The sequence below is a fragment of the Cobetia sp. L2A1 genome (assembly GCF_009796845.1).
Classification (GTDB): domain Bacteria; phylum Pseudomonadota; class Gammaproteobacteria; order Pseudomonadales; family Halomonadaceae; genus Cobetia.
This window is the reverse complement of sequence record NZ_CP047025.1, coordinates 2187871-2212583: the sequence shown is the minus strand read 5'-3', so window position 1 is coordinate 2212583 and position 24713 is coordinate 2187871. Positions and strand designations below refer to the sequence as shown.

The following is a 24713-nucleotide window of genomic DNA, read 5'->3' as shown; positions in this document are numbered from 1 at the left end:
GTCCGCGCGAACCTTCTACGCATCATGAGGTGTCGTGACAGCAGCTGCTCTTTACAGCAGCCACTGCGCGATGGCAGCAGAGCCGATGTAGGTGCCGGTGAAGACCAGCAGCGAGATGATGATCAGCTTCCAACCTGCCTGGCGGAACATCGTGAACTCGCGCTTGCTGAGCGCCAGGCCTGCATAGGCCAGTACTGGTGTGACAATGGCAAGGAAGTTGACGAAGGAAAGTTGCTCGGTGATCCAACCGTTGCCCGGGAACCACGGCAGTGTCATCAGGATACTGACCAGAGAGACCCAGGCGATGGCCGGCAGATAGAAGGGCATGATGCGAGCCACCAGCAGACCCAGCATCGTCATCACGTAGAGGATCAACATGCCGGGTGCTGCCTCGATCAGGCCGGCGCCGTTGATGGTATTGACCACCCAGCCCACGACACAGACGACCGCGACGACAATGGCCGTCTTGCCCAACTGCTGCTCCGGGCGCTCGTCCACCATCGCGTCCTTGGCCACCTTGGCGTCTTCTTCGGCCAATGCATCTGGCGCGATACCGCGCTTGGCACTGAAGAATTTGAACAGACGCTCGGCAACAGGCAATGCAATGAACAGCGATACATAAAGGCCTGTCGCATAGGTCAGCAGGTTACTGGCACCGGCAAAGGCCAGCAGCTCTTCACCCATCTCCGGCAAGGCGCCGGCAATCGCGCCGGAACAGGCCGCGACCATGCTGCCACTCCCAACGCCGCAGGCCATGGCCAGTGCGCGAGGATCAAAGATATCCAACGAGGTCAGGTATCCCGCCATCAGCGCAAACCACAGCGTGCCGAACATGGTACCGACAACATAGACCCCCATCACGCCGACACCTTCCGGTCCCTTGAGGCCATATTTGTCGGAGATGATCGCGATGTTTGGTTCACGCGCGATGGAGTAGGTGGCACCGATGGCCTCACGGCCCATCTTTAGCACGATGACCGCGAAAGGCATCGCGATCAACATGGTGCCAAGGTTGCCCAGCTCCTGCAGTATCAGTGCGGGGCCTGCAGATATCAGCTGTTCAATAGCCGGCCCGATGGTCGAGCCAAAGCGTGCGATGAAGGGCATGATCGACAGCAGGATAACCGGACCTGCCGCCATGCTCACCACCGGTGGAATGAAGCGCTTGGTGCCACTGAACAGATGCGGATTACACAGTACTGCCGCGATGAAGGCGTAGAACAATGGCAGCAGCAACAGAGTGCCAGGGCCAATAGGGAACTTGAGGATACCGATGAACTCGGCTCCGAGAGAGAGCACCACGACCAGCAGGTGCAGCCGCCAGTCCAATAGTTGGTTAAGGGGCATGAGAGACTCCGGTTGTTATTGTATGTTCTTGTTCACCAGCTGACGCGCGCATCCTGCTCGTGCCGACGGCGGCAATTCAGTATTGTCAGGAGCGGCGCACTAAAGAAACAGGGATGGTGTTCTAAAAATGAGCTCAGGCGACTGATGGCACTAGATGATGACCAATGCCGGGAGGCGATATGTTTCTGGAAGGCGCGTGCCACTGTCGTGCAGTGAGTTTTAGTTTTGAATCACCTCATCAGTATCCCTATCAGCGCTGTTATTGCTCCATCTGTCGAAAGTTGAATGGCGGCGGCGGTTACGCCATCAATATCAGCGGTGAGGCGGAAAGCCTTCAGGTGGAGGGTGATGAGCACAAGGGGATATATCACCCCCTGATCGAGGGGCAGCCGGCGATAGGAGAGCGACATTTCTGCCGTGAATGCGGGACTTCACTCTGGGTCTTCGATAGTCGCTGGCCAGTGCTAGTGCACCTTTATGCCAGCGCCATTGATACGCCGTTACCGCGTGCACCAGAGCACGTGCATATCATGCTCGACAGTAAGGCTGATTGGGTCACGCCTGACATACATGAGAATGATCAGTGCTTTGCGCAATATCCCGAGGAAAGTATCAGTGACTGGCATGGACGGCTCATGCTAGAAGAAGACTAGACCAGCGAAGAATGAGCCATTGGCATGAAAAGCCCCACTGTCTTTACTGAAGGCGGTGGGGCTTTTGGGTAATGCATGTGTTAAGAGCGGCCAGGTCCGTCAGGGCTTCAGGATGCGCTGGCAGCGCAACACCTCATGGCAGGCACCGAGACTGTGGTAATCGCACTTCGCACCCGGAGAGCTCTTGAGGTCATCAAAGCGCTGATTGTCAGCATCCAGTATCCGATACCAGCCGCCGTGTCGATGGTCGATCAGATGTGCCCAGGCGTATTGCCATAGACGGTTATACCATGTGACATAACTGTCATCGCCGGTGGCCTCATACAACAGTGCCGCGGCTACCAGGCTTTCGGCCTGAACCCAGAAGTACTTGTCGTCATCACAGATGGTGCCGTCCGGCGCAAAGCCGTAATAGAGGCCGCCGCGTTCGCTATCCCAGGCGAGACCCATCGCGGTATCGAACAGGCGCTGTGCGGTCGGCACCAGCCAGTCGTCATTGCGATGACGCTTGAGCATCAGCAGCAGCTTGGCCCATTCAGTCAGGTGGCCCGGCTGGAAGCCCCAGGGACGATAGAGGTGCTTGGGGTCCTCACGGTTATAGTCCCAGTCGATGTTCCAATCGCGATCATAGTGCTCCCAGATCAAGCCATCTGCATGAGCCGCTTGGCGCTGACAGATATTGCTGGCCAACTGCATGGCCCGGTTCAGGTAGTGCTCGTCACCGGTAGCCTCGAAGGCGGCCAGCATGGCTTCACAGGCATGCATGTTGGCATTCTGGCCACGGTAGTCGGAGACTGTCTGCCAATCGGCACTGGCCTCGTCGGCATACAAGCCCTCTGTCTCTGACCAGAAGTGACGCTCCATCAGCGCGTGTGTTTCCTCCAGCCAGCCGCGCGCCTCCTCAACCCCCGCGCGATGGGCCGTCGCATAGGCGAGCATGACAAAGGCCAGGCCATAGCATTGGTTGGCGTGATCCGCATTGCCATTTTCATCCAGTGACCAAAGATAGCCTCCGGTCTGCGGGTTGAGATGCACCTCGCGCAGATAGCGAATGCCGTGGTGTGTGGCGTACAGACACGAAGCGTCACCAGTACGCAGATATTCCATCGCGAAGTTGAAGATCATGCGCGTACTGCTGACGAGATGGCGTGCTGCTGGAGCATAGACAGTGCCGTCATCCTTATAGGCCTGGAAGTATCCACCACGTTGATGATCTATCGCGCGTGGAAGATAAAAGGCCATGATCGAACGGATGTGCTCGTCCAGGAAAGTCCGGCTGGCAAAGCTTTCAGGCATGGTCGGAGCTTCCTGGCACTCCTGGCGCGCGGGCTTTTGAGGTGCGTGTTGCTGCGTCGCCATCAGGAGGTCTCCACTTCGCTTTGCGGAGCCTTGCTCGCTGTAAAGCTCTCCAGCGGGTTGAGCCAGTAGAGGTCCATCGCGGCCGTCCATGAGAAATCGCGCCCGCCACAGCCTTCACCCGTCACCGAGTTGAAGTACTCGTAGTAACCTGCGACCGCGATGCAATCCTTGCTGGCCTGCTTGATCTGCGCAGCCTCCTGAATGAGCCCATGGTCTTCAAAACCGATCGCCAGCATCCAGTTGATGTGTAGCCAACTCGGCCCGCGCCAATACCGCTTCGGCTCGAAACGCGTGCTTTGTGGATGGGTTGAGGCCAACCCGTAAGGGGCCTCGGCCAACCAGTCTGCGACCAGCGTCCCCATGCGTTCGGCCTGTATCGCGTTTGGCAGTCCTGCGAATAACGGCAGCATGCCCGCCGTAGTGACATGCTCCAGTAGGACATCGGCACGTGCATCATGACTCAGGAAGCAACCCAGTTCTTCGCTCCAGAGCGCTTGAATGCCCTGTTCCGTGAGGGCCTGGGATTGCTTGAGGCTGTAAAGCGCCTCGCCGTGCGTGCTGGCAAGCCCCAGGCCGGCGGCATCCGCTTCGCACAGTGCGACCAGGTCCCGCGTGCCGCGATGCAGGATGGAAATCAGGCTGATATCTTCCACGCGGTAGGGGCAATCACGATATAGCACCTCGCCATCGTGATCATTCTGCTGGAAGAACTGCACCAGATAGATATAACGATCGTATTCGTACTTGTGCGGACGTTCGGACGGATCGACCAACCCGGTATCGCGGCGCACGTATTCAGCATCGACCGGTGGTACGCCAGCCAGTGGGCCATCCCACTGTGGGCTGTTGTCCATGCCGGACTCCCACGGGTGATAACTGCACACACGGCCGGTATTTTCTGGATCACGCTCGCGATAGAACCACAGGTGATAATTGATCACGGCGGGCAGGGTGGCAGCGAGCTTCTCGCTGGCCAGCGCGCGATCATGACCCTCCTCGAACAGGATCTTCATCACGCTGGCCAGCACGGGTGGCTGCGAGATGGCACTGGTCGACGGGCTGCGCTGTACGCCCCAGACTTCTGGCCCCGGGAAGTAGGTTTCCGCATCTCCATGAAAGATGATGTGCGGCACCATGCCGTTGTCCCACTGGCCTTCCAGCAGGCGCTCCACTTCTCGCCAGGCGCGCGCTTCATCACCGGCGGCCATCCAGCCCAGCGCTGTGATGGCGGCGTCCCAGTTCCACTGGAAGGGATAGAGGCCACGCGTGGGTACGGTATAACCGCCCAGATCGTTGAGCTTGAGAATGTCGTGGGCACTTGGGGCATCGGGCATTGCTGTCATGTGCAACGGGCTCCGTCGTCGGGTTGAAGGTCAGACATGGATGAATCAGGGCGTGTCAGGCAGACATCAGATGACCTGTCTGGTCATAGAAACGCATCTTTTCTGCCATCGGGCGGACGTGAATATCGCTGCCGTTGGCGATATCGAGATCACTTGGCACATTCACGCGAATCATTTCGTCACCAAAGCGCGCGGTGAGTTGCTTGTGCGAGCCCAGTAGCTCGGAGACCAACACGCGGACCGGTGCAAAGTGCTCGGTGGGCTCAAAGCGCACCTCAAAATCTTCGGGGCGAATACCGCATTTATGAATTCGCGACAATGTCGGAACGTTTGGCTGGGACTGCGTCCAGCGAGTGTCTGGCAGGATGAAGTTCATGGGTGGATTGCCAATGAAGCTGCCGACGAATTCGGTGGCCGGATAGTGGTAGATCTCGGACGGTGGGGCGTACTGTTCTATCTCACCGCCTTTCATCACTGCGATGCGGTCGGCGAGACTCATGGCCTCGACCTGATCGTGGGTCACGTAGATGGTGGTGGTATCGGACGCCGACAGGATGGTCTTGAGCTCGGCGCGCATCTCGAGACGCAGCAGCGCATCCAGGTTGGAGAGTGGTTCATCCATCAGCAGCACTTCCGGTTCCATCGCCAGCGCGCGGGCGACGGCAACACGCTGGCGCTGACCGCCGGAGAGCTGGCCGGAGTAGTGCTCGAGTCGGTCCTCGATGTGCATCAACTCGGCGGTTTCCTTCACCTTGCGCTGAATGTGTGCCTCGCTGTCCTTGCGCACGCGCAGGCCGAAGGCGATGTTCTCCGCCACTGTCATGTGTGGGAAGACGGCGTAATTCTGGAACACCATCGCGATACGGCGGTCGCGCGGGGCCAGTGAAGTGATCTCTCGGTCACCGATGCGAATCGAGCCGCTGGTCTCGTATTCAAGCCCCGCGATGATGCGCAGCAAGGTGGATTTTCCGCAGCCAGATGGTCCCAGTAGTACGGTGAATTCCTTGTCGCGAATCTCGAGATCGATGGACTTGAGGATTTCCTGCTTGCCGAACTGTTTGCGCACGGCACTGATCTGGATGGCTGACATGGTCGGACTCCTTGTGGTCGTGAGCGACGGCGCTGGATGGACAGGTGACAGCCGTCGTCATGCATTGGCCGGATGAAGGGCCGTACGCTAGCGGTTGGAAATGCCCCACATGCTGAACAGGTACTTCCTGATCGCGAACAGGAACAGCAATGCAGGGACGACCAGAATCAGGCCACCGGCGTACTTGATCTCGGCAGGTGACTCGGAAAGGCTCTGAACGAGGAAGGCGGTCAAGGTGCGGTTCTGAACGGTGAGAATTGCCGAGGCAAACACCTCGTTCCAGGAGATGACGAAGGCGAATACCGCCGAGGCCGTGATGCCCGGTGCAGCCAGCGGCAGCACGACGCGGCGGAAGGCCTGCCAACGATTGCATCCCATCAACCAAGCCGCTTCTTCCAGCTCTACCGGAATGCCCATGAACAGGCTTGAGGTGATCAGCACCGCGAAGGGCAATGCGAGCGTGGCATGTACCATCGCCAGTCCGATGATGGAGTCATCAATGCCAACCCGAATGAAGATGACCGCCAACGGAAGCGCCAGCAGAGGCATCGGGAAAGCACGCGACATGATGATGATCATTCGATAGGCATTCATGCCGGGGAATACGAAGCGCGCCAGGGCGTATCCCGCAGGCGTTCCGAGCACGATGGCGATCACCATGGTGAAGCCAGCGGCCAGTAGCGAGTTGCCCAACGCACTGATCACGCCCTGGTAATGCCAGAAGAAGTCGAGCGTCTCTAAGCTCAGCGCGGGTGTCAGCGTCTTGGGCCAGCCACTGATCTGCTCCGGTGTGCTGATGCTGTTGAGCATCAATAACGCGATGGGTACCAGTACCCACAGCACTAGAATCGCGACACCTGCTCGGAACAGCCATTTCCAGGCCATGTCATTGCGTCGCGGCTTGTGGGCGGTCTGCTCCAGTGGTCGCGAAGAGATATCAGCGGCCGGTGGAGAGGACATGATCGCCTCGGGAGATGAAGATTTCATCAGCGGGCCTCCTTCGGAACATTGAGGAACTTGAGGTAGCAGCCGGTGATGACGACCGAGATCAGCATGATCAGCACGGCATAAGCAGCGGCGGCACCGGTCTGCTGATAAAGGAACTGCCAGTCGAAGGTCTCGCTCATCAGTACCGGCATGTCACTACCGCCGAGCATCATCACCACCGCGAAGACTTCCAGCGCCAGCAGGGTGCGCAGTATCAGTGCTGACTGAATGCTCGGGCGCAGCATCGGCAGGGTGATCTTCCACAGGCGTTGCCAGTAGCTGGCGCCGAAGACCTGGCCTGCCTCGTCATATTCCTTGGGGATGAGCCCCATGCCGGACACCAGAATTACCAGCACGATGGCGGTTCCCCGCCATATCTCGGCGACGACGACCGCCAGAAACAGCGCGAAGGCATTTTGATAGTTGAGCCAGGAGGTTGGGGTCTCGATCAGGTTCACGGCGCTCATGAAGCTATTGAGAAAGCCGAACTGCTCCAGAATCGCCAACCAGATGATGCCTGCGGCCAAGTCCGAGATGCCCAGCGGGATGGTCCAGATATAGAGGATGCTGTCACGCCCCTTGTTCATCTTGGTCACCATCAATGCCATACCGATGGCCATGACCAGCTGGACCGGCACGACGACCCCGGTCAGCAGTAGGGTGTTGGTGAGCGAAGGCCAGAAATTGAAATCACTGATGATGCGACTGAAGTTGCCCAGCCCCACGCCGCCGTCACTATTGGTGAAGGCTTCAGCAAAGATCTGCAGGAAGGGATAGAGAAAGAATGCGCCCATGAACAGCAGGCTGGGAGCGATCAAGTAATAAGGTAGCCAGCGATTGTGCTTCATCAGTGCTCACCTTTGATTGTTGTGATGGTGGATGGCAGAGAGCGAACATGGCAGGGGTTGGCGTACTGTCATGTCGACTCTTGAGGCGCTTACGGTGCTTGTGAACTTACGGCAACATCGATGTTCTGCTGGCTTGCGAATCAGCGACTGTCTTGCAGTTCTGGTGGAAGAGGCGGAGTCATTTGACGGGACAGGGCCCATCGCTGGGGGCATCCGGCAACCAGCAGCCAGCGCCCGACTTGTCGATCAAGGCCTGTAGGCGTGGCGCGAGGATATCCAGCGTCTCGTGAATGTCGGCATCGCGCAGCACGATCTGAACGAAGGCGTCACGATAGATCTTGTTGAATAGCCCCGACTGCTTGCCAAGACCGCTGGGCAGCAGTGACAGCACGGCATCCTCGGCTGAAGACTGGGTGGCGACGGCCTTGCCGGACATGCGGATGCTGGCGGGCAGGTCATCGGGAAGATCGGTTGCCACCACGGGAAAGAAGTTGGTGGCGCGCAGAGTGCGAATCTGAGCCTCAGGCGTCATCAGGTACTGAATCAGCTTGTGAGATGCCTCGGCGTCAGGGGCGTTGGCGGGCACCGCCAGTCCGGCAACCACCGGCATGTAGCCACGTCCAGCGGGGCCGGCGGGAGCAGGGAAGGCCACGAAATCATCAGGGCGCTTGTTGAAGGCATCTTTCAGTCGCGCGGTGTGGTCGAAGGCGACCCATACCTCGCCATTGAGTAGCGGTTCCTGCATGAAGCCATATGCAGTGGAGCGCGGATTGGTCACCGCCCAGATATCACGAAATTTTTGCCACATCGCGACGGCATCATCACTGCGGAATTCACGCACCACCGAGTGGGTGAAGGACGGGTAAAGATAGCCCTCGAGGAAGCGATGGATCAGTCCCTTGCGACCCGCGGGAAAGCCCAGCTTCGGCTGTCCGGTGGCAGCCTCGATATTGCGACCCCAGGCCAGTAGCTCGTCGTAGCTCAACGCATTGAGGTCCGCGCCTTTGGGCAGATAAGGCAGCGCCTTGCGACTGGCCGCCATGATGTAGGTGGCCTGCATCCACGGGATATAGCGCTGCTGTTCGCCCCCCAGCTTGCCGAGTGACAGGTACTGCTCACTGATGCCTTGTTCGCCCAGTGTGCTCATCAGGCCATCGAGAGGGGCCAATACCGCTGGCGTCAGCGAGCCAAGCTCGCCATGCAGCCCGCCCAGCACATCCAGTGCACCACTCGCGCTGCCTTTCTCAGCTTCAAGACGCGACAGGAAGGTACCCGCTTCCTGGGGCATGTAATTCACCACCTCGTCATAAGGCGCCAGCGCGATCTCGCGCATCTGCTGGGCTTCCTCCAGCGGTCTGGCCTGGGTGCTGAAGAAATTGATATCAGCCATGGCGGCCGTGCTACCCAGTAGTGCCATCAATGTGAGGGCAATTGGCGTCTTGCGCATGGAACTCTCCCTTCTCGGGTGTCGTTGTACTTGTCAGGCGTGCTGTTGAAACATGTCGGCGAGGTCGATTGATCACCCGGTGGTGTCGCGTAGCAGTAACTGATAGTCGAAGCTGCGATGACGCGGCGCTCTTCCGGCGGGCGCTAGCACCCGTTCGATCAGCGCCTGACTGACGCTTTCGAAAGACACGTCCAGCGTGCTGAGGCGTGGCTGGTTGTACATCTGGGCGGGCAGATTATCTGCACCGATGATGGCAAGATCCTTGCCGGGGACTCGGCCAGATACGGTAGCGGCTTCCATCACGGCATAGGCGAAGATGTCACTGGCACACATGAATGCCGAGGGCGGATTGGGGGCAGAAAGCATCTCGCGGGCGACCTGATAAGCACTGTCGTAACCATGTTGGCAATGGCGTGACATGGGGGATAGTTCGGCTTCCTGCATTGCGTGTCGATAGCCTTTCTCACGTTCTACCGCCGTATAGAGATCACTGAAGAAGTTCAGGAACAGGATGTCTTGATGGCCGCTGCCAATCAGATGGCGAGTGGCTCTGGCAAAACCGTCGGCGGCATTGGTATCGACCCAGTCATGTTCATCCGCACGGCCAGTACGCCCATGAGTGACGAACCTCACGCCGCTCTCCAGTAGGTAATCGACCCGTGGATCTTCGATGCGAGTCCGTGCCACCACGAAAGAATCCACCTTGCCGCTGTCGATGAAGCGCTTGTAGGTATCCAGCTCGTTGCGGTCTTCCGGCACGGTAGTGACGATCAAGTCATGCTCCGGTGCGGCGTCGTGCAATGCCTGCCCCAGAGCCACCAACAGCCGAGTATTGAATTGATCACGAAAATCGCCCTGGGCCGCATTCATGATGTAACCCACGGTCGAGGTGCGTCCGGTCTTGAGCCGGCGAGCACTTTGATTGGGCGTGTAGCCCACCTCGCTGGCAAAGGCCTGGACTCGCTCACGGGTAGCGACGCTGACGTCCTCGAAGCCGCCCAGTGCTCGCGAGATGGTTGTCACCGAGAGTCCAAGCTGGCTGGAAAGGTACTTGAGCGTGATATTGGGTGGCATGGCATGAATCCTTGAGCGACAGCGCGTTCATAAGCGTGTTCAGAAACCTTTCCCGAAACGTTTCGGATAGATGATTTCACCGTTTTTGGCTTCGTCGCAAGTGAATCAAGACCAAAGAACATGTCTGTAATATTTCAGACATTTCAAGGGGTAGGCTGAATGTGAGGCATGCAGAAGACCACACGCTAATTGAACGCAAGTGTCAGGAGGGGGCGAGTAAGTCTGGAGGGCTGGAAACACATCACCCCGCTCAAGGGCGGGGTGATGGTGAAGGGTGCCGGGCATCAAAAAGCCGGGCATGAACGAGCAAGATCAGAAAAAGATGGGCTCAGTTACGGTGTAACGACAGGGAAGCGTGTGCTTCTTCGGCTGCTTCACGTCGGGTAGGACGAACCAGTCGACCCTGAAGGTCTTCCAGTGAGACGCCTTTGGTTTCCGGCATGAAGAACAGCACGAAGATCAGCTGTAGCAGCATCATCAGCGCGAAGAAGGCGAATACCGGACCACCACTGAAATGGCTGAGAATGGCCGGCATCAGCAGAGCGATCAGTGCTGCGAAGACCCAGTGCACGGAGCTGCCGAAGGACTGGCCCATCGCGCGCACCTTGTTGGGGAAGATCTCGGAGATGAATACCCAAATCACCGCGCCCTGGCCCATGGCATGGGCCGCGATGAACACGCCCAGCAATACCGGCACACCATAGCCGCCGAGGGCGCTGAAGTCCTGTAGATAGAAGGCCCACGAAATCAGGCACAGCGAGAGCAGATAGCCGGCTGAACCGATCAGAATCAGCGTACGGCGCCCCAGCTTGTCGATCAGTGACATGCCCAGCATCGTGAAGACAAGATTGATCAGGCCGATGCCAGCCGTCGAGAGCAGGGCGGCGCTGCTTTCCAACTGTGCCTCCTCGAGAATGCGTGGCGCGTAATAGATGATGAAGTTGATGCCCGAGAGCTGGTTGAAGGCCGCGATCAGGAAAGCAAACAGCACGGGCAGACGGTAACGCCATGCGAACAGGCGGGTGTGCTTGCCGGCGGTTTGGGGTGACTCGGTGCCGCGAATGATGGCAACTTCCTCTGCGATATTCGCCTCGGGGTTGATCATCTTGATCACCTCACCGGCCGCCACCTCATCATTGCGTTGCAGGATGAGCCAGCGGGGACTGCGCGGTACCTTGCAGATCATCAGCAGATAGAACGCGGCCGGAATGGCCTCGACACCCAGCATCCAGCGCCAGTTCTCACCCTCGATGAAGCCGATGAAGTAGTTGGAGACGAAGGCGATCAGGATACCCAGCACGATATTGAACTGATAAAGCCCGACCAGTGCACCGCGGCGTGCACGTGGTGCTATCTCGGAGATATAGATGGGGGCGGCCACCGAAGAAGCGCCGACACCAAGCCCACCCAGCAGGCGGAAGAAAGAGAAGACGTAAGGGTCGGTTGCCAACGCTGAGCCCAGTGCCGAGACCAGATAGAGCACGCCGATGCCGATAAGTGTCGCGCGCCGACCGAAACGATCCGTCGGCCAGTTGCCGAAGATGGCACCGATGACAGTACCCCATAACGCCATCGACATGATGACGAGGCCATGCGACAGGTCGCTCAGCCCCCACAGCTGTTGCAAGGAGGTATCCGCGCCGGAAATGACGGCGGTATCGAAGCCGAACAGAAAGCCGGCCAGTGCGACCGTTATCGACCATTGCAGAATTCTAGACATGAGAGTTTCTCGTCCGATGAGAGGTTGTTTGTGACTTTTAGTGAAGATGAATCGAGTCACCTTGTGAATTAGCTTGTCATGTCCTTTTCATGTGTATCTGCTAGACCTTATATGAAGACGGCGATATTTGCGGTCGTTACCGCGCTGTTCATAGTGGCTTATGTAAATAATATCAATTGGTTATCGATGCACACATGCATTTATTCCATATAGGAATAACGTTATTCGCTATTTTGCATTTCGTGCGATTGAAGTGTAATCTGAAGTCAGTTTTCCGATACGCACTAACCTACGAGGCATGCACCTATGGCACCCTCTATCCAATATCCTGATGTCACCAGCTTCTTTGACAAGGACAGCAATACCTTTACCCATCTAGTGTGTGATCCGCAGTCAGACCGCTGCGCGATCATTGATCCGGTGCTGGATTTCGATTATCCCGCCGGCAAGACCAAGACCGATTCCGCGGATGCTCTGCTGGCGCATATTGCAGCTCACTCGCTGCAGGTCGAGTGGATTCTCGAGACGCACGTACACGCCGACCATCTCTCTGCGGCCGCCTATTTGAAAGCGGCGCTGGGCTGTCCGCTGGCGATCGGCGCACGTATTCGTGAAGTGCAGGACATCTTTGCCGATATCTTCGCCGCGGAAGCCGGTTTTGCGCGTGATGGTCGCCAGTTCGACCGACTGCTGGAAGAGGGTGACAGCATCCAGGTCGGGGCGCTGACCTTTCAGGTGCTGCATACACCAGGCCACACACCGGCCTGCATCAGCTATGTCGTGGGTGATGCGGTCTTCGTGGGCGACACCTTGTTCATGCCTGATTACGGCACCGCGCGCTGTGATTTTCCCGGTGGCGATGCACGCACGCTGTATCGCTCGATTCACAAGGTATTGGCATTGCCGGATACGACACGCCTTTTCCTGTGTCATGACTACTCGGCAGACGGACGTGAAGGGTTCTGTTGCGAAACCAGCGTCGGCGAGCAGCGCCTGCACAACCTGCATGTTCATGTAGGTATCGATGAAGAGGCTTTCGTCGAGATGCGCTCCACGCGTGATGCCGGCCTGGGCATGCCGCGCCTGATGCTGCCTGCGGTGCAGATCAACATGCGGGCCGGACAGATGCCGCCGGTAGAGGCCAATGGGCAGGCCTATCTCAAGATTCCCCTCAATCGCTTTTGAGTGGTGCAGATGGCAGTCGGCATTCGTGGTTCAGGCAGCGCACCTGCAGGGCGACAGCGTGGGTCTCAGCGAATGATGTAAGCGAATGACGTAAACTTCTTACCGATACATGTCCCTTTTCTTTTTCAGGAGTCACGGATGAATAACCCAGTCACTGAGTCGGCGTCCGCACAGCCTTCACACGCTACGGCGTCAGTCACGATTCCGCCCAATGCTCACAAGGTAGTGATTCTGGGGGGCGGTGCCGGGGGTATCGCCGTGGCGGCCAGTCTGCTCAAGCGTCAGCCAGGCATGGATATCGCCATTGTTGAACCCAGTGATCAGCACAGCTACCAGCCAGGCTGGACGATGGTCGGCGGCGGGATCTTCACGCCGGAGTTCACCCGCAAGCCGATGCAGGCGGTGATGCCCTCGGATGCTCACTGGTACCGCGAATCGGTGACGGCGATTGATGCCGAGGCGCATGAGGTCACGCTCAGCGATGGTCGCAAGCTCAGCTATGAGCGGCTGGTGGTAGCCATTGGCCTTGAGCTTGATTGGGCCGGTATCGAAGGGCTGGAAGACACCTTGGGCAAGAATGGCGTGACCTCCAACTATCGCTACGATCTTGCGCCTTATACCTGGCAGTTGGTGCAGTCGCTCAAGGGAGGGAATGCACTGTTCACCCAGCCACCGATGCCGATCAAGTGCGCCGGTGCGCCGCAGAAGGCGATGTATCTGTCCTGCGATCATTGGCAGCGCGAGGGTGTGCTCGGTCAGCTGAACGTCACCTTCCACAATGCAGGCGGCGTGATGTTCGGTGTGCCCGCCTATGTGCCGGCGCTGGAAGAGGCCGTGAAGGGCTATGGCATTGAGGTGCAGTTCAATCAGCGTCTGATTTCCGTGGATGGTGAAACGCAGACGGCTCGCTTCGAGGTGCCGGCAGCCGAAGAGGGAGGCGAACCGCAGATCGTCGAGCAGTCCTTCGACATGCTGCACGTGGTGCCGCCCCAGAAGGCACCGGCACTGATCGCTGATTCGGCGCTGGGCAATGCGGGCGGTTGGCTGGATCTGGAGCCCGAGACGTTGCAGCACGTGACGCATGCCGACATCTTCGGGCTGGGCGATATCAGTGGTACTTCGAACGCCAAGACGGCAGCCGCCGTGCGCAAGCAGGCGCCTGTGGTCGCCGAGAATCTGCTCGCGACCCTGGCCAATGGCGCCCTGACGGCTGGCTATTGCGGGTATGGCTCCTGCCCGTTGACGGTCGAGAATGGCCGTATCGTGCTGGCGGAGTTTGGTTACGGTGGCGAGCTTCAGCCCACCTTTCCCAAATGGATCAATGACGGCACGCGCCCGACGCGCCTGGCCTGGCAGCTCAAGGCGCGCGGACTGCCGTTCATCTATTGGAATCTGATGCTCAAGGGGCACGAGTGGTTGGCGCGTCCGGCGTCACGTGATGTCTGATCCGGCTCACGGAGCGGAGGGACGTTCACTGTCACGCTGGCTACCACTCATCGGCTGGTTGCAGGACTATGATCGCCAGAGTTTCGGACGCGACCTGCTGGCGGCGGTGATCGTCAGCGTCATGCTGGTGCCGCAGGCTCTGGCTTATGCGCTGTTGGCGGGCCTGCCTGCCCAGGTGGGCCTGTATGCCAGCATGTTGCCGCTGGTGCTGTATGCGTTGTTTGGCACCAGCAGTACCTTGGCGGTCGGGCCGGTGGCGATCATCTCGCTGATGACCGCCTCGGCCATCGCGGGTATGACAGGGGCGGATGGTGGGGCGTTGAGCACTCCCGAGATGCTGGGCGCCGCGCTGTTGCTGGCGCTGGTCTCGGGCGCGATGCTGGTGGCGATGGGGCTGTTGCGTCTCGGTGCGCTGGTCAATTTCATCAGCCATCCGGTGATCTCGGGTTTCATGACGGCGTCTGGCATTCTGATCATCGCCAGTCAGCTAGGGCCATTGAGCGGCCTGAGTCTGAAAGGCGGCAATCTGCTGGAAATGGGCGAGTCGCTATTGTCAGGTAGGCATGGGGTGCATTGGCCGACACTGGCCATCGGGCTGGGATGTTGGACGGGACTCATTCTGGCGCGCCGTCATCTCAAGAATGGAGTGATGGCGCTGGGGCTGAGCGACACAACGGCAGGCATGTGCTGCAAGACGACCCCGATCATCGCGGTGATCGCCTCCAGCCTGCTGGCGTGGGGCTTGAACCTGGGAGATCAGAACGCAGAGCACGGCATGGCCTTGGTCGGGGCAGTCTCGGCGGGCTTGCCGGTCATCAGCCTGCCATCCTTCGTGACCAATGACTGGTCCGGGCTGCTGATATCAGCACTGTTGATCAGCGTGGTGGGCTTTGTCGAGTCGTTGGCGCTGGCACAGACACTGGCCGCGCGGCGGCGTCAGCGCATCGACCCCGACAAGGAGTTGATCGCGCTGGGGCTTTCCAACATGGGCGCCGGTATCAGCGGTGGCATGCCGGTGTCCGGCGGGCTGTCGCGTTCGGTAGTCAACTTCGATGCCGGTGCCGCGACACCGCTGGCGGGTGCCTTCACGGCGCTCGGCATCCTGCTGGCGAGTTTGCTGCTCACCGATTGGTTGGCATGGCTGCCGCGCGCCACGCTGGCGGCCATCATCATCGTGGCGACCACCAGTCTGATCGATATCGCGGCCATCAAGCGTACCTTCCGCTATTCAGGGGGGGATGGCGCAGCTCTGGCGATCACGCTGATCGTGACACTGCTGCATGGCGTCGAGAGCGGCATCCTGGCGGGAGTGGTGATTTCACTGGTCCTGTATCTCAAGCGTACCAGTCAGCCCCACAGTGCCTTGGTCGGGCGTGTGCCAGGCACGGAGCACTTTCGCAACGTCGAACGTCATGAGGTAGAGACCGACCCGCAACTGGCGATTCTGCGTATCGATGAAAGCCTCTACTTCGCCAATGCACGCTATCTGGAAGACACCGTGCTGGCGTTGACGGCGCAGCGGCCCTCACTGCGCCACCTGGTACTGGCGTGTCAGGCCGTGAATCTGATTGATGCCTCGGCACTGGAAAGTCTCGAAGTCATCAACGAGCGCATGACGGCCGCTGGCGTGAAGCTGCACCTGAGCGAAGTGAAAGGACCGGTGATGGATCGCCTCAAGTGCTCTGACCTGCCCGCCAATCTCGGTGGCGAGATCTACCTCAGCACCTTCGATGCCTGGCAGGCACTCAGCGTGCACGGCAGTCATTGCGGGCAGGCCTGTGCACTGGATGGTGTCAGTCAGACAGCGACATTCAGGTGATGGTAGACGAGATGACTTGATTGAATGATCTGCGATAGCCAAAAACGCCCCGAGCCTGCCAGTGGCAGAGTCGGGGCGTTTTCTATTTACGTGCTGTTGGCTACGTGCTGTTGGCTACGTTCTGTTGGCTACGTTGTGTCTTGTGAGTTCTGTTGCGAGCGCCAGCCATGCCGCCCAGTCAGCGGGTGATGCTCGCGGACTGGGCACTCCAGTGCAGTTCAGCTCAATGTCGCTCAGTTCAGTCGAGTACCGGGCCGATGATGTGCTTCACTTCCAGATAACCTGCCAGTCCCCACGGCCCCAACTCACGGCCGATACCGCTGCGCTTGAAGCCACCCCAGCTGGCCTGAACCAGCGGAATCTGCTCGCTGTTGTACCACGTCACACCGCTGCGTAGATGGCGACACACGGCACGAGCACGTTTGGCATCGCCACTGATGACGGTACCGACCAGGCCATAGTCACTGTCATTGGCCAGGCGGATCGCCTCGGCTTCATTAGCCACGGTATGCGAACACAGCACCGGCCCGAAGATCTCTTCACGCCACAGACGGCTATCCAGCGGCACTTCGGTGAACAGTGTCGGTGCCACGAAGTAGCCCTGTGTCGGCAAGGTACGGTGCGCGCCATCACGCAGCGCCGTCAGGCCTTCTTCGCGTGCTACGTCCAGATAGGTGAGCACGGTGTCACGCTGACGCGCGCTGGTCATCGGGCCCATCTGGGTCGCGGCGTCGAGCGGATCACCCAGCACCAGCGCATCGATACGCTCGGCAAGTGCCGCGTGCAGATCATCGGCCAGCGACTCATGCACCAGCAGGCGTGAGGTCGCGGAGCAGATCTGTCCGGCGTTGAAGTAGATGCCGGCCATCACCCAGTCGGCGGCTTCTTCGACGTTGGCGTCGTCAAGCACGATGATGGGCGACTTGCCGCCCAGCTCCAGCGACACGCCTCGGATACCGCAGGCAGCGGCTTGCATCACCTTCTCGCCGACCACATTGCTGCCGGTGAAGGAGATCTTGTCGATACGCGGATGACGCGTCAGCGGGCCACCGATGCCTTCGCCATCACCGTGCAGCAGATTGAACACGCCGGCGGGCAGCTTGGCTTCCAGCGCAATCTCGGCCAGCACCTGTTCCGGCAGCGGCGTCACTTCAGACGGCTTGATGACCAGCGTGCAGCCCGCCGCAAGCGCGGGAGCCACCTTCCAGGCACTGGTGACCAGCGGGAAGTTCCACGGCGTGATCAGCCCGACGACACCGGCGGGTTCCTGGTAGCAATGCCCGGCGTAGCCCTCGACATCATGCTCGACCGCGACGCCCTGACGCGCATCCAGCGCACGCGCCTGCTCGGCGTAGTAGCGATAGCAGCCGATGGCATCGTCGAGATCGATCTCGGCCTCGGCGCGAATCTTGCCGTTATTGCGCACCGACAGCTCGACCAACGCCTCACGACGGGTCGTCAGGCCCTCCGCGAAGGCCTCCAGATACACGGCGCGCTCTGCACCGCTCAATGCTTGCCAGCCCTCGAAAGCCGTGGCGGCGGCTTCGACGGCAGCGTCGACATCACGCGGATCACCGGCCGTCACCTCGGCAATCACGCTCTCCTCATACGGGTTGGTCACGGCCAGACGGCGCTGGCCGTGACTAGGGACCCACTGGTTGTTGATGAACTGATGGAGGCACTGATTGACGAGAGTCTGCTGATCGAGCTGTTGCATGTGAATTCCTTGAGACGGTGACGCCATGAAGCGGATGAAAGTGCCAATGAGGTGACAGACAGTAGCGCTAGCGTACGTGATGGCACCATGCGGCCGCATCGATTTCTACCAGTAGCGGTGCCTTGGCGTTGCGTTCGGTCAGTGCACTGCTCAGGCTGTCCGGCGAGTCGACACGCACCGCGGCACAGCCGAAGCCCTGGGCGATCAGTTGGAAGTCGGGTGCCTGGATATCGACACCGAGTCGCGTCACGCCGGCGTTGTCCATGAAGCGGCGAATCTCTTCGTAGCCCTGGTTGTGCCATAGCACGATGATGACGGGCAGCTGCTCTTCCACCGCACAGGCAAGCTCGCTCAGCGTGAACATGATGCCGCCATCGCCGACCAACGCGATCACCGGCAGGTCAGGGCGCCCGAGGGTGGCGCCCATTGCGGCAGGCAGGCCGTAACCGAGAGTGCCGTAACCGGTCGCAGAGTTGAAGTAGCGCCGCGGTGCGGGCTGGCTGACCAGATGATTGGCGGCGTAGACGGTCGCGCAGGAATCGCCGACCCAGATGGCCTCCGGCAGCGATTGCTGCAAGGTGTCGAACAGTGGCACATAGGGCGCGAAGGCAGGGTCTGTCGGCAGTGCGAGCGCTTTCAGTGCGGCAGCAGTGGTCTGCGCACCTCTGGTTGAGCCATCGCTTGAGCTCTGGAATGTGTGCGTGCCTGCTTCACTGCAGCGCTTGGCCAGTATCTCCAGCGCCAGGCCTGCATCGGCGACCATCGCCAAGGTGGCGTGTTGGTTGCGACCCAGTTGCTCAGGGTCGATATCGATGCGGATCAGCTGGCCACCGATCACGAAGCCGTCATCGAAGACGACATCATAGTCGGTCTCGCCCAGCTCGGTACCGATCGCCAGTACCACATCGGCATCACGTGCCAGCTCGCGCACGGCAGGCAGTGAGGCATTGGCACCGAGATCCAATGGATGAGCAGCGCCCAGCAAGCCCTTGGCATTTACCGTAATGACGGTGGGCGCATCGAGCGCCTCCACCAGCTGTCGTGCAGCTTCGGGCGCGGCGACACAGCCACCGCCGAGTAGCACCAGCGGGCACTTGGCGCCGTTGAGCAGTTCGACCGCGGCATCGATCAGCGCGGGGTCGGGTGCGGTGCGACCAATACGCGGGCGAGTCCACTCATGCGACGCGCGGCCATGTGGCGGCTCGACTTCCGCGGGAAACAGGTCGATGGGAATCTCGATGTGCACCGGGCCGGGACGTGCACCCTCAAACAGTGCAAAGGCACGGGCCAGCACTTCTGGCAGCGCCGATGGATCAAGCAGGGTATGGCTGAAGCGAGCAACGCCCGCGATCAGCTGCTGCTGGCTGGGTAGCTCATGCAGACGGCCCTGACCGCGACCCAGCGTATCGCTGCGATTGACGCTGGAAATCACCAGCATCGGGATGGAATCGGCCAGTGCCTGGCCCATCGCGGTGGTGATGTTGGTCATGCCCGGGCCGGTGATGATGAAACACACGCCCGGCTTGCCGGTGGCGCGTGCGTAACCATCGGCCATGAAGCCAGCGCCCTGTTCGTGGCGCGGCGTGACGTGGCGGATGGTCTTGTCAGTGGCATCGTCTGCCAGGCCACGCTTCTCTTCCAAACCACGATAGAGCTCGATGGTATGCACGCCGGGAATGCCGAACACGGTATCCACGCCGTAGGTGTCACGCAGTAGTCGAATCAACAGTTCAGCACAGGTCATGAGAGGCTATTCCAATGACGGGAGCACCGTGGTGCTCCCGTATGAGATGAGAAACAAGTCGAGTGCCCGCGTGACTCAGAACACGAACACATGCGCGATGAAGGCGATGATCGGCAGGGTGATCAGCGTGCGCAGCAGGAAGATGGCGACCAGCTCCCATATCTTGAGCGGAATCTTTGACTTGAGCAGCAGGGCGCCAATCTCTGACATGTAGATCAGCTGAGTCAGTGACAGGCAGGCGATCACGAAGCGCGTCAGCTCGCTGTCGATGTCCTTGGCCAGCACCGCCGGCAAGAACATGTCAGCAAAGCCGACCAGCGTAGCAGGTGCCGCTTCGGCTGCGTGGGGAATCTGCAGCAGTTCCAGCAGCGGAATCATCGGATAGGACAGCCAGGTGAACACGGGGGTGAACTCGGCCAGCATCAGCGCGATGGTACCGATGGCGATCACGACCGGCAGCAGGCCCAGGAAGATATCAGCCACATTGATACCGGCAGACTTCACCAGCTTGAGGGGTCCCGGCGCATTCTCGGCGCGTGCGACAGCCATGCCGAGGGAATAACGCAGCACGCCACAGTCGCTCTGATTCTCTTCATTGATCTGGCAACCGATCGGCTCGTGATAGCTATCACGCTTGCGCGATAGCGGCGGCAGGCGCGGCACGATGACAGCGGCAATCAAGCCCGCGACGACGACGGTCAGATAGAAGGGCACGAACAGGTGATTGATGTTCATGAAGCTGGTGACCAGCAACGCGAAGGCAATCGAGACCACCGAGAAGTTGGTCGCGATCACCGCGGCTTCGCGCTGGCTGTAGAAGCCTTGCTCGTACTGCTGAGTGGTGATCAACACGCCGACGGTGCCGGAGCCCATCCATGAGGCAGTGGCATCGATGGCACTGCGGCCCGGCAGATTGAAGATGGCGCGAAATGGGCGCCGCACCAGGCTGCCGATGAATTCCATGAAGCCGAAATCGACCAGCAGCGGCAACAGGATGGCTGCGAAGAAGAAGAAGGTCAGCAGCACCGGCGCGAGGTCATTGAGCATCACGCCGCCGGTAAAGGCCGCCGTCACCTGCGCTGGCCCCCACTGGAAGTAGGTCATCAATGCGAAGACGGCACCGAGTGCACGCATGCCGAACCAGACGGCAGACACATCAAATAGTTCGTGGGCAGCGCCCTGTCTGGCCCAACTCGGCTTGGCAACCTTGACGAAGGCTGTCAACAGCACGGAGAGACACAGCACGGCTACGGCGATGGCGGGCAGAGAACCGCCGAGTGTCGCCTTGAGCCAATCGGCCATCAGGCCCATGCCGATGTTGATGGTGTCGCCGACACTGAACGGCACCAGGAAGAAGGACACGCCGAGCAGCGAAGGCACCAGGAACTTGACCAGCCCGCGCGTGCACAGCGGGGCGGGTGTCGTGGCAATTATTGTTTTCTGTGTCGCTTTCTGCGGCTTGTTCTGCTGATCAGAGTGCTGAGGCTGATCAGCGGAGGATGGTGTGATAGCCGCCGTCGGATCTATGCTTGAGGACATGATAGGTCACCTTGGTATTTTTGTAATAGTCAGGCTTCGTTAAGACTTTGTTTTTACTGATCTATTTCATGAGGCTGTGGCAGGAAAATTCGTTGGCAGGTCTGTCGTCCGTGCGCTGCCCATCTGACGGGACAATCAGGTGGGCAGCGCGGAGCTCATGCCAGCCGAGTGTGCATCAGTCGCGCTGCATCACGCCCGGCAGTACACACAGCATTTCGTAGAGCAGTGTCGCGCCCATCAGTGCCGTATTGCCGCTGGTATCGTAGGGCGGAGAGACTTCCATCAGGTCACCGCCGACGATATTGAGGCCACGCGCACCACGCACGATTTCCATGCCCTGCGGCATGGTCAGGCCGCCGGCTTCCACGGTGCCGGTGCCGGGGGCGACGGAGGGGTCGAGGCCATCGATGTCGAAGGTGATGTAGACGGGGCGATCGCCCATCATGTCGCGCACTTCGGCCATCAGCGGCGCGAGTGACTTGAACCAGCACATCTCGGCGGTCTCGACACGGAAGCCCTGCTGACGACACCAGTCGAAATCATCGGCGGAGTAGCCAGTGCCGCGCAGGCCGATCTGCACCACACGCGTGCTGTCGAGCAGGCCTTCTTCCTGAGCACGACGAATCGGCGTGCCGTGGGCAATCGGCTCGCCGAACATGTGGTCGTTCACATCGGCGTGGGCATCGATATGGATCAGGCCGACCGGCCCGTGCTTCTTGGCGATGGCACGCAGCACCGGCAGAGTGACGGTGTGGTCACCGCCCAGCGTCAGCGGCACGCAATCGTGGCTGAGCACTTCATCGTAGAATTTCTCGATGATGTCCATGCTCTTGGGCAGGTGGAAGGTGTTGATCGGTACATCGCCGATGTCCGCCACCTGCAGGCTATCGAAGGGCGCTGCGCGGGTGGCCATGTTGTAAGGCCGCAGCATGCGGGATTCATCGCGAATCTGACGCGGGCCAAAACGGGCACCGGGACGGTTGGAGGTGCCGATATCCAGCGGAATCCCGATGAAGGCTACATCCAGATCCTTGGCTGTCTCTTGAGTTGGCAGGCGCATCATGGTGGCCGGGCCGCCAAAACGTGGCATGTCGTTGCCGCCCAACGGCTGATTGAATTCACTCATGAATTTCTCCGGATCGTGAAGGGCTCGCGATGAAATGAACGGCGAGCAGGATGATTGTCGTTATAGGGCCGTGTGGACTGCGGCATGTGACTCGTCATTGCAGTAAGCATGCCAATTTTCAGTCCGTTGTTTTCATGGGATTTTTTGTGAAGAGCCGTTCACACGATTCATTTTTGGATCGAAATGAGCCATCAATTGATCCATTTATGAATCATTGATCCATTTATGGATCGCCAGAAGTGAATGATTGGGTAATGATAAGAAGCCAATGAATACTGCCCAGCTCATCCCCCGTACATTCTCCCGTGAGGCCTGTCATGTCAGAACTCGATAGCCAGACACTCAAGACCATCATCGACACCGCGCATGACCATTACTTCGTGGTCGATGCCGAAGGCCAGGTGGTGGATGTCAGCCCCGGCGCCGCTGCGGTGTATGGCATGACACGTGAAGCGCTCTGCGCCGCCAACGTGCATGACCTGGAAGCCAGCGGCGTGCTGACCCCCTCCATCAGTCTGGAAGTCATTCGCACCGGCAAGACCGTGCAGATGATGCAGAGCACGGGGACGGGGCGTCGGGTGGTGGCGCAGGCACACCCAGTGTTCGTCGAGGGACGGCTGGTACGGGTGGTCAGCCGCTCGATGGACCTCACCGATATTCAGCTGTTGCAGCAGGAATACGCGGTGCTTCAGCAACGATTCAGTGATCACCTGCGGCGCAGCTCGCGGGACCAGGCATCCATGCGCACCGGACAGGCCATCATGAATGATGGGGAGAGTGACAGGGATTGCGGGGAGATCGACTGCGGCCAGCTTCAGGTCAAAAGCCCCGTGATGCGTGAGATAGCGCTGTTGCTCAAGCGCGTTGCGCCCACCAATGCCACGGTGCTGATGCTGGGGGAGTCTGGCGTCGGGAAGACGGCCTTTGCCCATCAACTGCATCGCTGGAGCGAGCGCGCCAAGGGGCCGTTCATAGACGTCAACTGTGGGGCGATTCCGGAGAACCTGTTCGAGGCGGAGATGTTCGGCTATCAACCTGGCGCCTTCACCGGCGCAGGCAATCGCGGCAAGGCTGGCCTGATGGAACAGGCTGAAGGCGGCACGCTGTTTCTGGATGAAATCGGCGAGCTACCACTGGCCACCCAGACCAAGCTGCTCAAGGTGATTCAGGATGGGCTGATCACGCGACTCGGTGACACCACCACCCGCCGCGCCGACTTCCGCCTCGTTGTCGCCACCAACCAGAATCTCGCCGCGTTGGTGGAGCAGGGGCGCTTCCGGCTGGACCTCTATTACCGCATCAATGTGCTGCCAGTGAACTTCCCACCCTTGCGGGAGCGCCCGGAAGATATCCCGGCACTGGTCGAACAACACCTCGCGCGGCTCAATCAGCGTCATGGGCGTGACAAGCTGCTTGACCCCACCCTGTGGTCGCTGCTGCTGCAACAGCACTGGCTGGGTAATATCCGTGAACTCGAAAACTGGCTGGAACGCGCCTGGCTCAGTGCCGCAGGTGATGTTATTGACGCTGCCTCACTGCAAACACTAATAAACCCTTATTCAGCGAATAACGCTAATGGACTAGGTGTTTCATTTAAATTCGGTAATAACAAATATGAAGAAATAGGCGTAAATAAAAGAGATGCGCCTGCCAACAATTTCAACAACGGTAGTTCCCTCTCAGAGTCTACCGCTGAGAGGGCGGTAGCTATGCCAATACCCAAACTCGGCCCCAACGAAACTCTCAAGGAAGGCCTGGCACGCATCGAAGCACAATGGCTACTCGAGATGGCAGCGGAATTGCCCAGTACCTATGCGATAGCCAAGAGGGCGGGGATTAGTCAGCCATCGGTGGTACGAAAACTAAAAAAGACTTAAGTGCTAAAGTGTAATATTTGTACACTACTTTATAACAGGTGATTTTTATGATTCTTTTAGAGTTAAGTCTAGGTGAAAGACGTTATCGTCTAGTTGTCGGGTCCCGTCTGATTAACTACGAACTTAGTGAATAACTCCCACCGTTCGGCTTGCCATTCCTTCATCGACGGCGAGGTCTGTCTTGGTTTTGGCGTAGGTGGTGCCGTCGGCGACAGGATGGTAGCGGGTGCAGTGCAGGCGGATCAGCTTGTCGTCGAGGAAGAGGCCATATTCGCATGTCTGCGAGGTGATGGGCGTGCCTTGGTGTCGTTGTGTTATGGCGATATCGAACCAGCAGGCCCGCCGGTATTGGGTGTGATGATGATGCGAGGGAGTTATCGGTGATCAGGCGG

The 24713-nt window shown here is 59.3% G+C and carries 19 protein-coding genes; 6 read left to right on the top strand and 13 right to left on the bottom strand.

The window, feature by feature from the left end; genetic code table 11:
* Nucleotides 1–51: 51 nt before the first annotated feature.
* On the bottom strand, nucleotides 52–1347 hold the full coding sequence (locus GQR90_RS09555) for a DUF3100 domain-containing protein (RefSeq protein ID WP_158773907.1): 1296 nt from the start codon (nucleotides 1345–1347) through the stop codon (nucleotides 52–54).
* A gap of 179 nt (nucleotides 1348–1526) precedes the next feature.
* On the opposite strand from GQR90_RS09555, the gene GQR90_RS09550 reads away from it, so the two are divergent.
* Nucleotides 1527–2000: a GFA family protein gene (locus GQR90_RS09550; RefSeq protein WP_158773906.1), complete on the top strand. Its 474-nt coding sequence runs from the start codon at nucleotides 1527–1529 to the stop codon at nucleotides 1998–2000.
* Nucleotides 2001–2099: 99 nt separating this feature from the next.
* On the opposite strand, the gene GQR90_RS09545 is transcribed toward GQR90_RS09550, so the two are convergent.
* The 8 genes from GQR90_RS09545 to GQR90_RS09510 all read right to left on the bottom strand — a co-directional run bounded on the left by GQR90_RS09545 (nucleotide 2100) and on the right by GQR90_RS09510 (nucleotide 11868).
* On the bottom strand, nucleotides 2100–3359 hold the full coding sequence (locus tag GQR90_RS09545; protein ID WP_325064249.1) for an AGE family epimerase/isomerase: 1260 nt from the start codon (nucleotides 3357–3359) through the stop codon (nucleotides 2100–2102).
* On the bottom strand, nucleotides 3359–4702 hold the full coding sequence (locus GQR90_RS09540; RefSeq protein WP_158773905.1) for an MGH1-like glycoside hydrolase domain-containing protein: 1344 nt from the start codon (nucleotides 4700–4702) through the stop codon (nucleotides 3359–3361). Before GQR90_RS09540 ends, GQR90_RS09545 begins: the two co-directional genes overlap by 1 nt.
* Before the next feature lie 55 nt (nucleotides 4703–4757).
* Nucleotides 4758–5792, bottom strand: a complete 1035-nt coding sequence (locus GQR90_RS09535) for an ABC transporter ATP-binding protein (RefSeq protein ID WP_158773904.1) — start codon at nucleotides 5790–5792, stop codon at nucleotides 4758–4760.
* 87 nt (nucleotides 5793–5879) lie between these two features.
* Nucleotides 5880–6779 (bottom strand): carbohydrate ABC transporter permease, encoded by a 900-nt coding sequence (locus tag GQR90_RS09530; RefSeq protein WP_199269396.1) that lies wholly within the window; start codon nucleotides 6777–6779, stop codon nucleotides 5880–5882.
* The gene (locus tag GQR90_RS09525) at nucleotides 6779–7627 is read right to left on the bottom strand and encodes a carbohydrate ABC transporter permease (RefSeq protein WP_158773903.1); all 849 of its coding nucleotides are present in this window, start codon (nucleotides 7625–7627) and stop codon (nucleotides 6779–6781) included. Before GQR90_RS09525 ends, GQR90_RS09530 begins: the two co-directional genes overlap by 1 nt.
* 178 nt (nucleotides 7628–7805) lie before the next feature.
* The gene (locus GQR90_RS09520) at nucleotides 7806–9074 is read right to left on the bottom strand and encodes an ABC transporter substrate-binding protein (protein ID WP_158773902.1); all 1269 of its coding nucleotides are present in this window, start codon (nucleotides 9072–9074) and stop codon (nucleotides 7806–7808) included.
* A 72-nt stretch (nucleotides 9075–9146) separates the two neighbouring features.
* A complete protein-coding gene (locus GQR90_RS09515; RefSeq protein ID WP_158773901.1) occupies nucleotides 9147–10148 on the bottom strand; it encodes a substrate-binding domain-containing protein in 1002 nt (333 codons plus the stop codon).
* A 328-nt stretch (nucleotides 10149–10476) separates the two neighbouring features.
* Entirely contained in the window at nucleotides 10477–11868 is a 1392-nt protein-coding gene (locus GQR90_RS09510) for a sugar porter family MFS transporter (RefSeq protein WP_158773900.1), read from the bottom strand.
* A 318-nt stretch (nucleotides 11869–12186) separates the two neighbouring features.
* Here GQR90_RS09510 and GQR90_RS09505 point away from each other — a divergent pair, with 318 nt between their 5' ends.
* The 3 genes from GQR90_RS09505 (at nucleotide 12187) to GQR90_RS09495 (ending at nucleotide 16318) form a co-directional block, all read left to right on the top strand.
* Entirely contained in the window at nucleotides 12187–13053 is an 867-nt protein-coding gene (locus GQR90_RS09505; protein ID WP_158775427.1) for an MBL fold metallo-hydrolase, read from the top strand.
* A 138-nt stretch (nucleotides 13054–13191) separates the two neighbouring features.
* Entirely contained in the window at nucleotides 13192–14499 is a 1308-nt protein-coding gene (locus tag GQR90_RS09500; protein WP_158773899.1) for an NAD(P)/FAD-dependent oxidoreductase, read from the top strand.
* The gene (locus GQR90_RS09495) at nucleotides 14492–16318 is read left to right on the top strand and encodes a SulP family inorganic anion transporter (RefSeq protein ID WP_158773898.1); all 1827 of its coding nucleotides are present in this window, start codon (nucleotides 14492–14494) and stop codon (nucleotides 16316–16318) included. The genes GQR90_RS09500 and GQR90_RS09495 overlap by 8 nt, the downstream gene beginning before the upstream one ends.
* A 238-nt stretch (nucleotides 16319–16556) precedes the next feature.
* On the opposite strand, the gene GQR90_RS09490 is transcribed toward GQR90_RS09495, so the two are convergent.
* The 4 genes from GQR90_RS09490 to speB form a co-directional block, all read right to left on the bottom strand.
* Nucleotides 16557–18035 (bottom strand): aldehyde dehydrogenase family protein, encoded by a 1479-nt coding sequence (locus GQR90_RS09490; protein ID WP_158773897.1) that lies wholly within the window; start codon nucleotides 18033–18035, stop codon nucleotides 16557–16559.
* 67 nt (nucleotides 18036–18102) lie between these two features.
* Nucleotides 18103–19779, bottom strand: a complete 1677-nt coding sequence (locus GQR90_RS09485) for a 5-guanidino-2-oxopentanoate decarboxylase (RefSeq protein WP_158773896.1) — start codon at nucleotides 19777–19779, stop codon at nucleotides 18103–18105.
* A gap of 75 nt (nucleotides 19780–19854) precedes the next feature.
* The gene (locus GQR90_RS09480; RefSeq protein WP_158773895.1) at nucleotides 19855–21318 is read right to left on the bottom strand and encodes a YjiH family protein; all 1464 of its coding nucleotides are present in this window, start codon (nucleotides 21316–21318) and stop codon (nucleotides 19855–19857) included.
* A 175-nt stretch (nucleotides 21319–21493) separates the two neighbouring features.
* The gene (speB, locus tag GQR90_RS09475) at nucleotides 21494–22444 is read right to left on the bottom strand and encodes an agmatinase (RefSeq protein ID WP_158773894.1); all 951 of its coding nucleotides are present in this window, start codon (nucleotides 22442–22444) and stop codon (nucleotides 21494–21496) included.
* 317 nt (nucleotides 22445–22761) lie between these two features.
* On the opposite strand from speB, the gene GQR90_RS09470 reads away from it, so the two are divergent.
* Together GQR90_RS09470 and GQR90_RS09465 are read left to right on the top strand one after the other, a co-directional pair.
* Complete coding sequence (locus GQR90_RS09470) at nucleotides 22762–24321, top strand: sigma-54 interaction domain-containing protein (protein WP_158773893.1); 1560 nt, start codon at nucleotides 22762–22764, stop codon at nucleotides 24319–24321.
* 126 nt (nucleotides 24322–24447) lie between these two features.
* Nucleotides 24448–24705 (top strand): hypothetical protein, encoded by a 258-nt coding sequence (locus GQR90_RS09465; protein ID WP_158773892.1) that lies wholly within the window; start codon nucleotides 24448–24450, stop codon nucleotides 24703–24705.
* Nucleotides 24706–24713 lie beyond the last annotated feature (8 nt).

What these genes read in the sequence shown, in the direction of transcription:
- GQR90_RS09470 (WP_158773893.1), top strand. Translation starts at nt 22,762, where the DNA reads ATGTCAGAACTCGATAGCCAGACACTCAAGACCATCATCGACACCGCG.
- GQR90_RS09530 (WP_199269396.1), bottom strand. Translation starts at nt 6,779, where the DNA reads ATGAAATCTTCATCTCCCGAGGCGATCATGTCCTCTCCACCGGCCGCT.
- GQR90_RS09480 (WP_158773895.1), bottom strand. Translation starts at nt 21,318, where the DNA reads ATGTCCTCAAGCATAGATCCGACGGCGGCTATCACACCATCCTCCGCT.
- GQR90_RS09510 (WP_158773900.1), bottom strand. Translation starts at nt 11,868, where the DNA reads ATGTCTAGAATTCTGCAATGGTCGATAACGGTCGCACTGGCCGGCTTT.
- GQR90_RS09550 (WP_158773906.1), top strand. Translation starts at nt 1,527, where the DNA reads ATGTTTCTGGAAGGCGCGTGCCACTGTCGTGCAGTGAGTTTTAGTTTT.
- GQR90_RS09545 (WP_325064249.1), bottom strand. Translation starts at nt 3,359, where the DNA reads ATGGCGACGCAGCAACACGCACCTCAAAAGCCCGCGCGCCAGGAGTGC.
- GQR90_RS09485 (WP_158773896.1), bottom strand. Translation starts at nt 19,779, where the DNA reads ATGACCTGTGCTGAACTGTTGATTCGACTACTGCGTGACACCTACGGC.
- GQR90_RS09515 (WP_158773901.1), bottom strand. Translation starts at nt 10,148, where the DNA reads ATGCCACCCAATATCACGCTCAAGTACCTTTCCAGCCAGCTTGGACTC.
- GQR90_RS09540 (WP_158773905.1), bottom strand. Translation starts at nt 4,702, where the DNA reads ATGACAGCAATGCCCGATGCCCCAAGTGCCCACGACATTCTCAAGCTC.
- GQR90_RS09490 (WP_158773897.1), bottom strand. Translation starts at nt 18,035, where the DNA reads ATGCAACAGCTCGATCAGCAGACTCTCGTCAATCAGTGCCTCCATCAG.
- GQR90_RS09525 (WP_158773903.1), bottom strand. Translation starts at nt 7,627, where the DNA reads ATGAAGCACAATCGCTGGCTACCTTATTACTTGATCGCTCCCAGCCTG.
- GQR90_RS09495 (WP_158773898.1), top strand. Translation starts at nt 14,492, where the DNA reads ATGTCTGATCCGGCTCACGGAGCGGAGGGACGTTCACTGTCACGCTGG.
- GQR90_RS09535 (WP_158773904.1), bottom strand. Translation starts at nt 5,792, where the DNA reads ATGTCAGCCATCCAGATCAGTGCCGTGCGCAAACAGTTCGGCAAGCAG.
- GQR90_RS09555 (WP_158773907.1), bottom strand. Translation starts at nt 1,347, where the DNA reads ATGCCCCTTAACCAACTATTGGACTGGCGGCTGCACCTGCTGGTCGTG.
- speB (WP_158773894.1), bottom strand. Translation starts at nt 22,444, where the DNA reads ATGAGTGAATTCAATCAGCCGTTGGGCGGCAACGACATGCCACGTTTT.
- GQR90_RS09500 (WP_158773899.1), top strand. Translation starts at nt 13,192, where the DNA reads ATGAATAACCCAGTCACTGAGTCGGCGTCCGCACAGCCTTCACACGCT.
- GQR90_RS09520 (WP_158773902.1), bottom strand. Translation starts at nt 9,074, where the DNA reads ATGCGCAAGACGCCAATTGCCCTCACATTGATGGCACTACTGGGTAGC.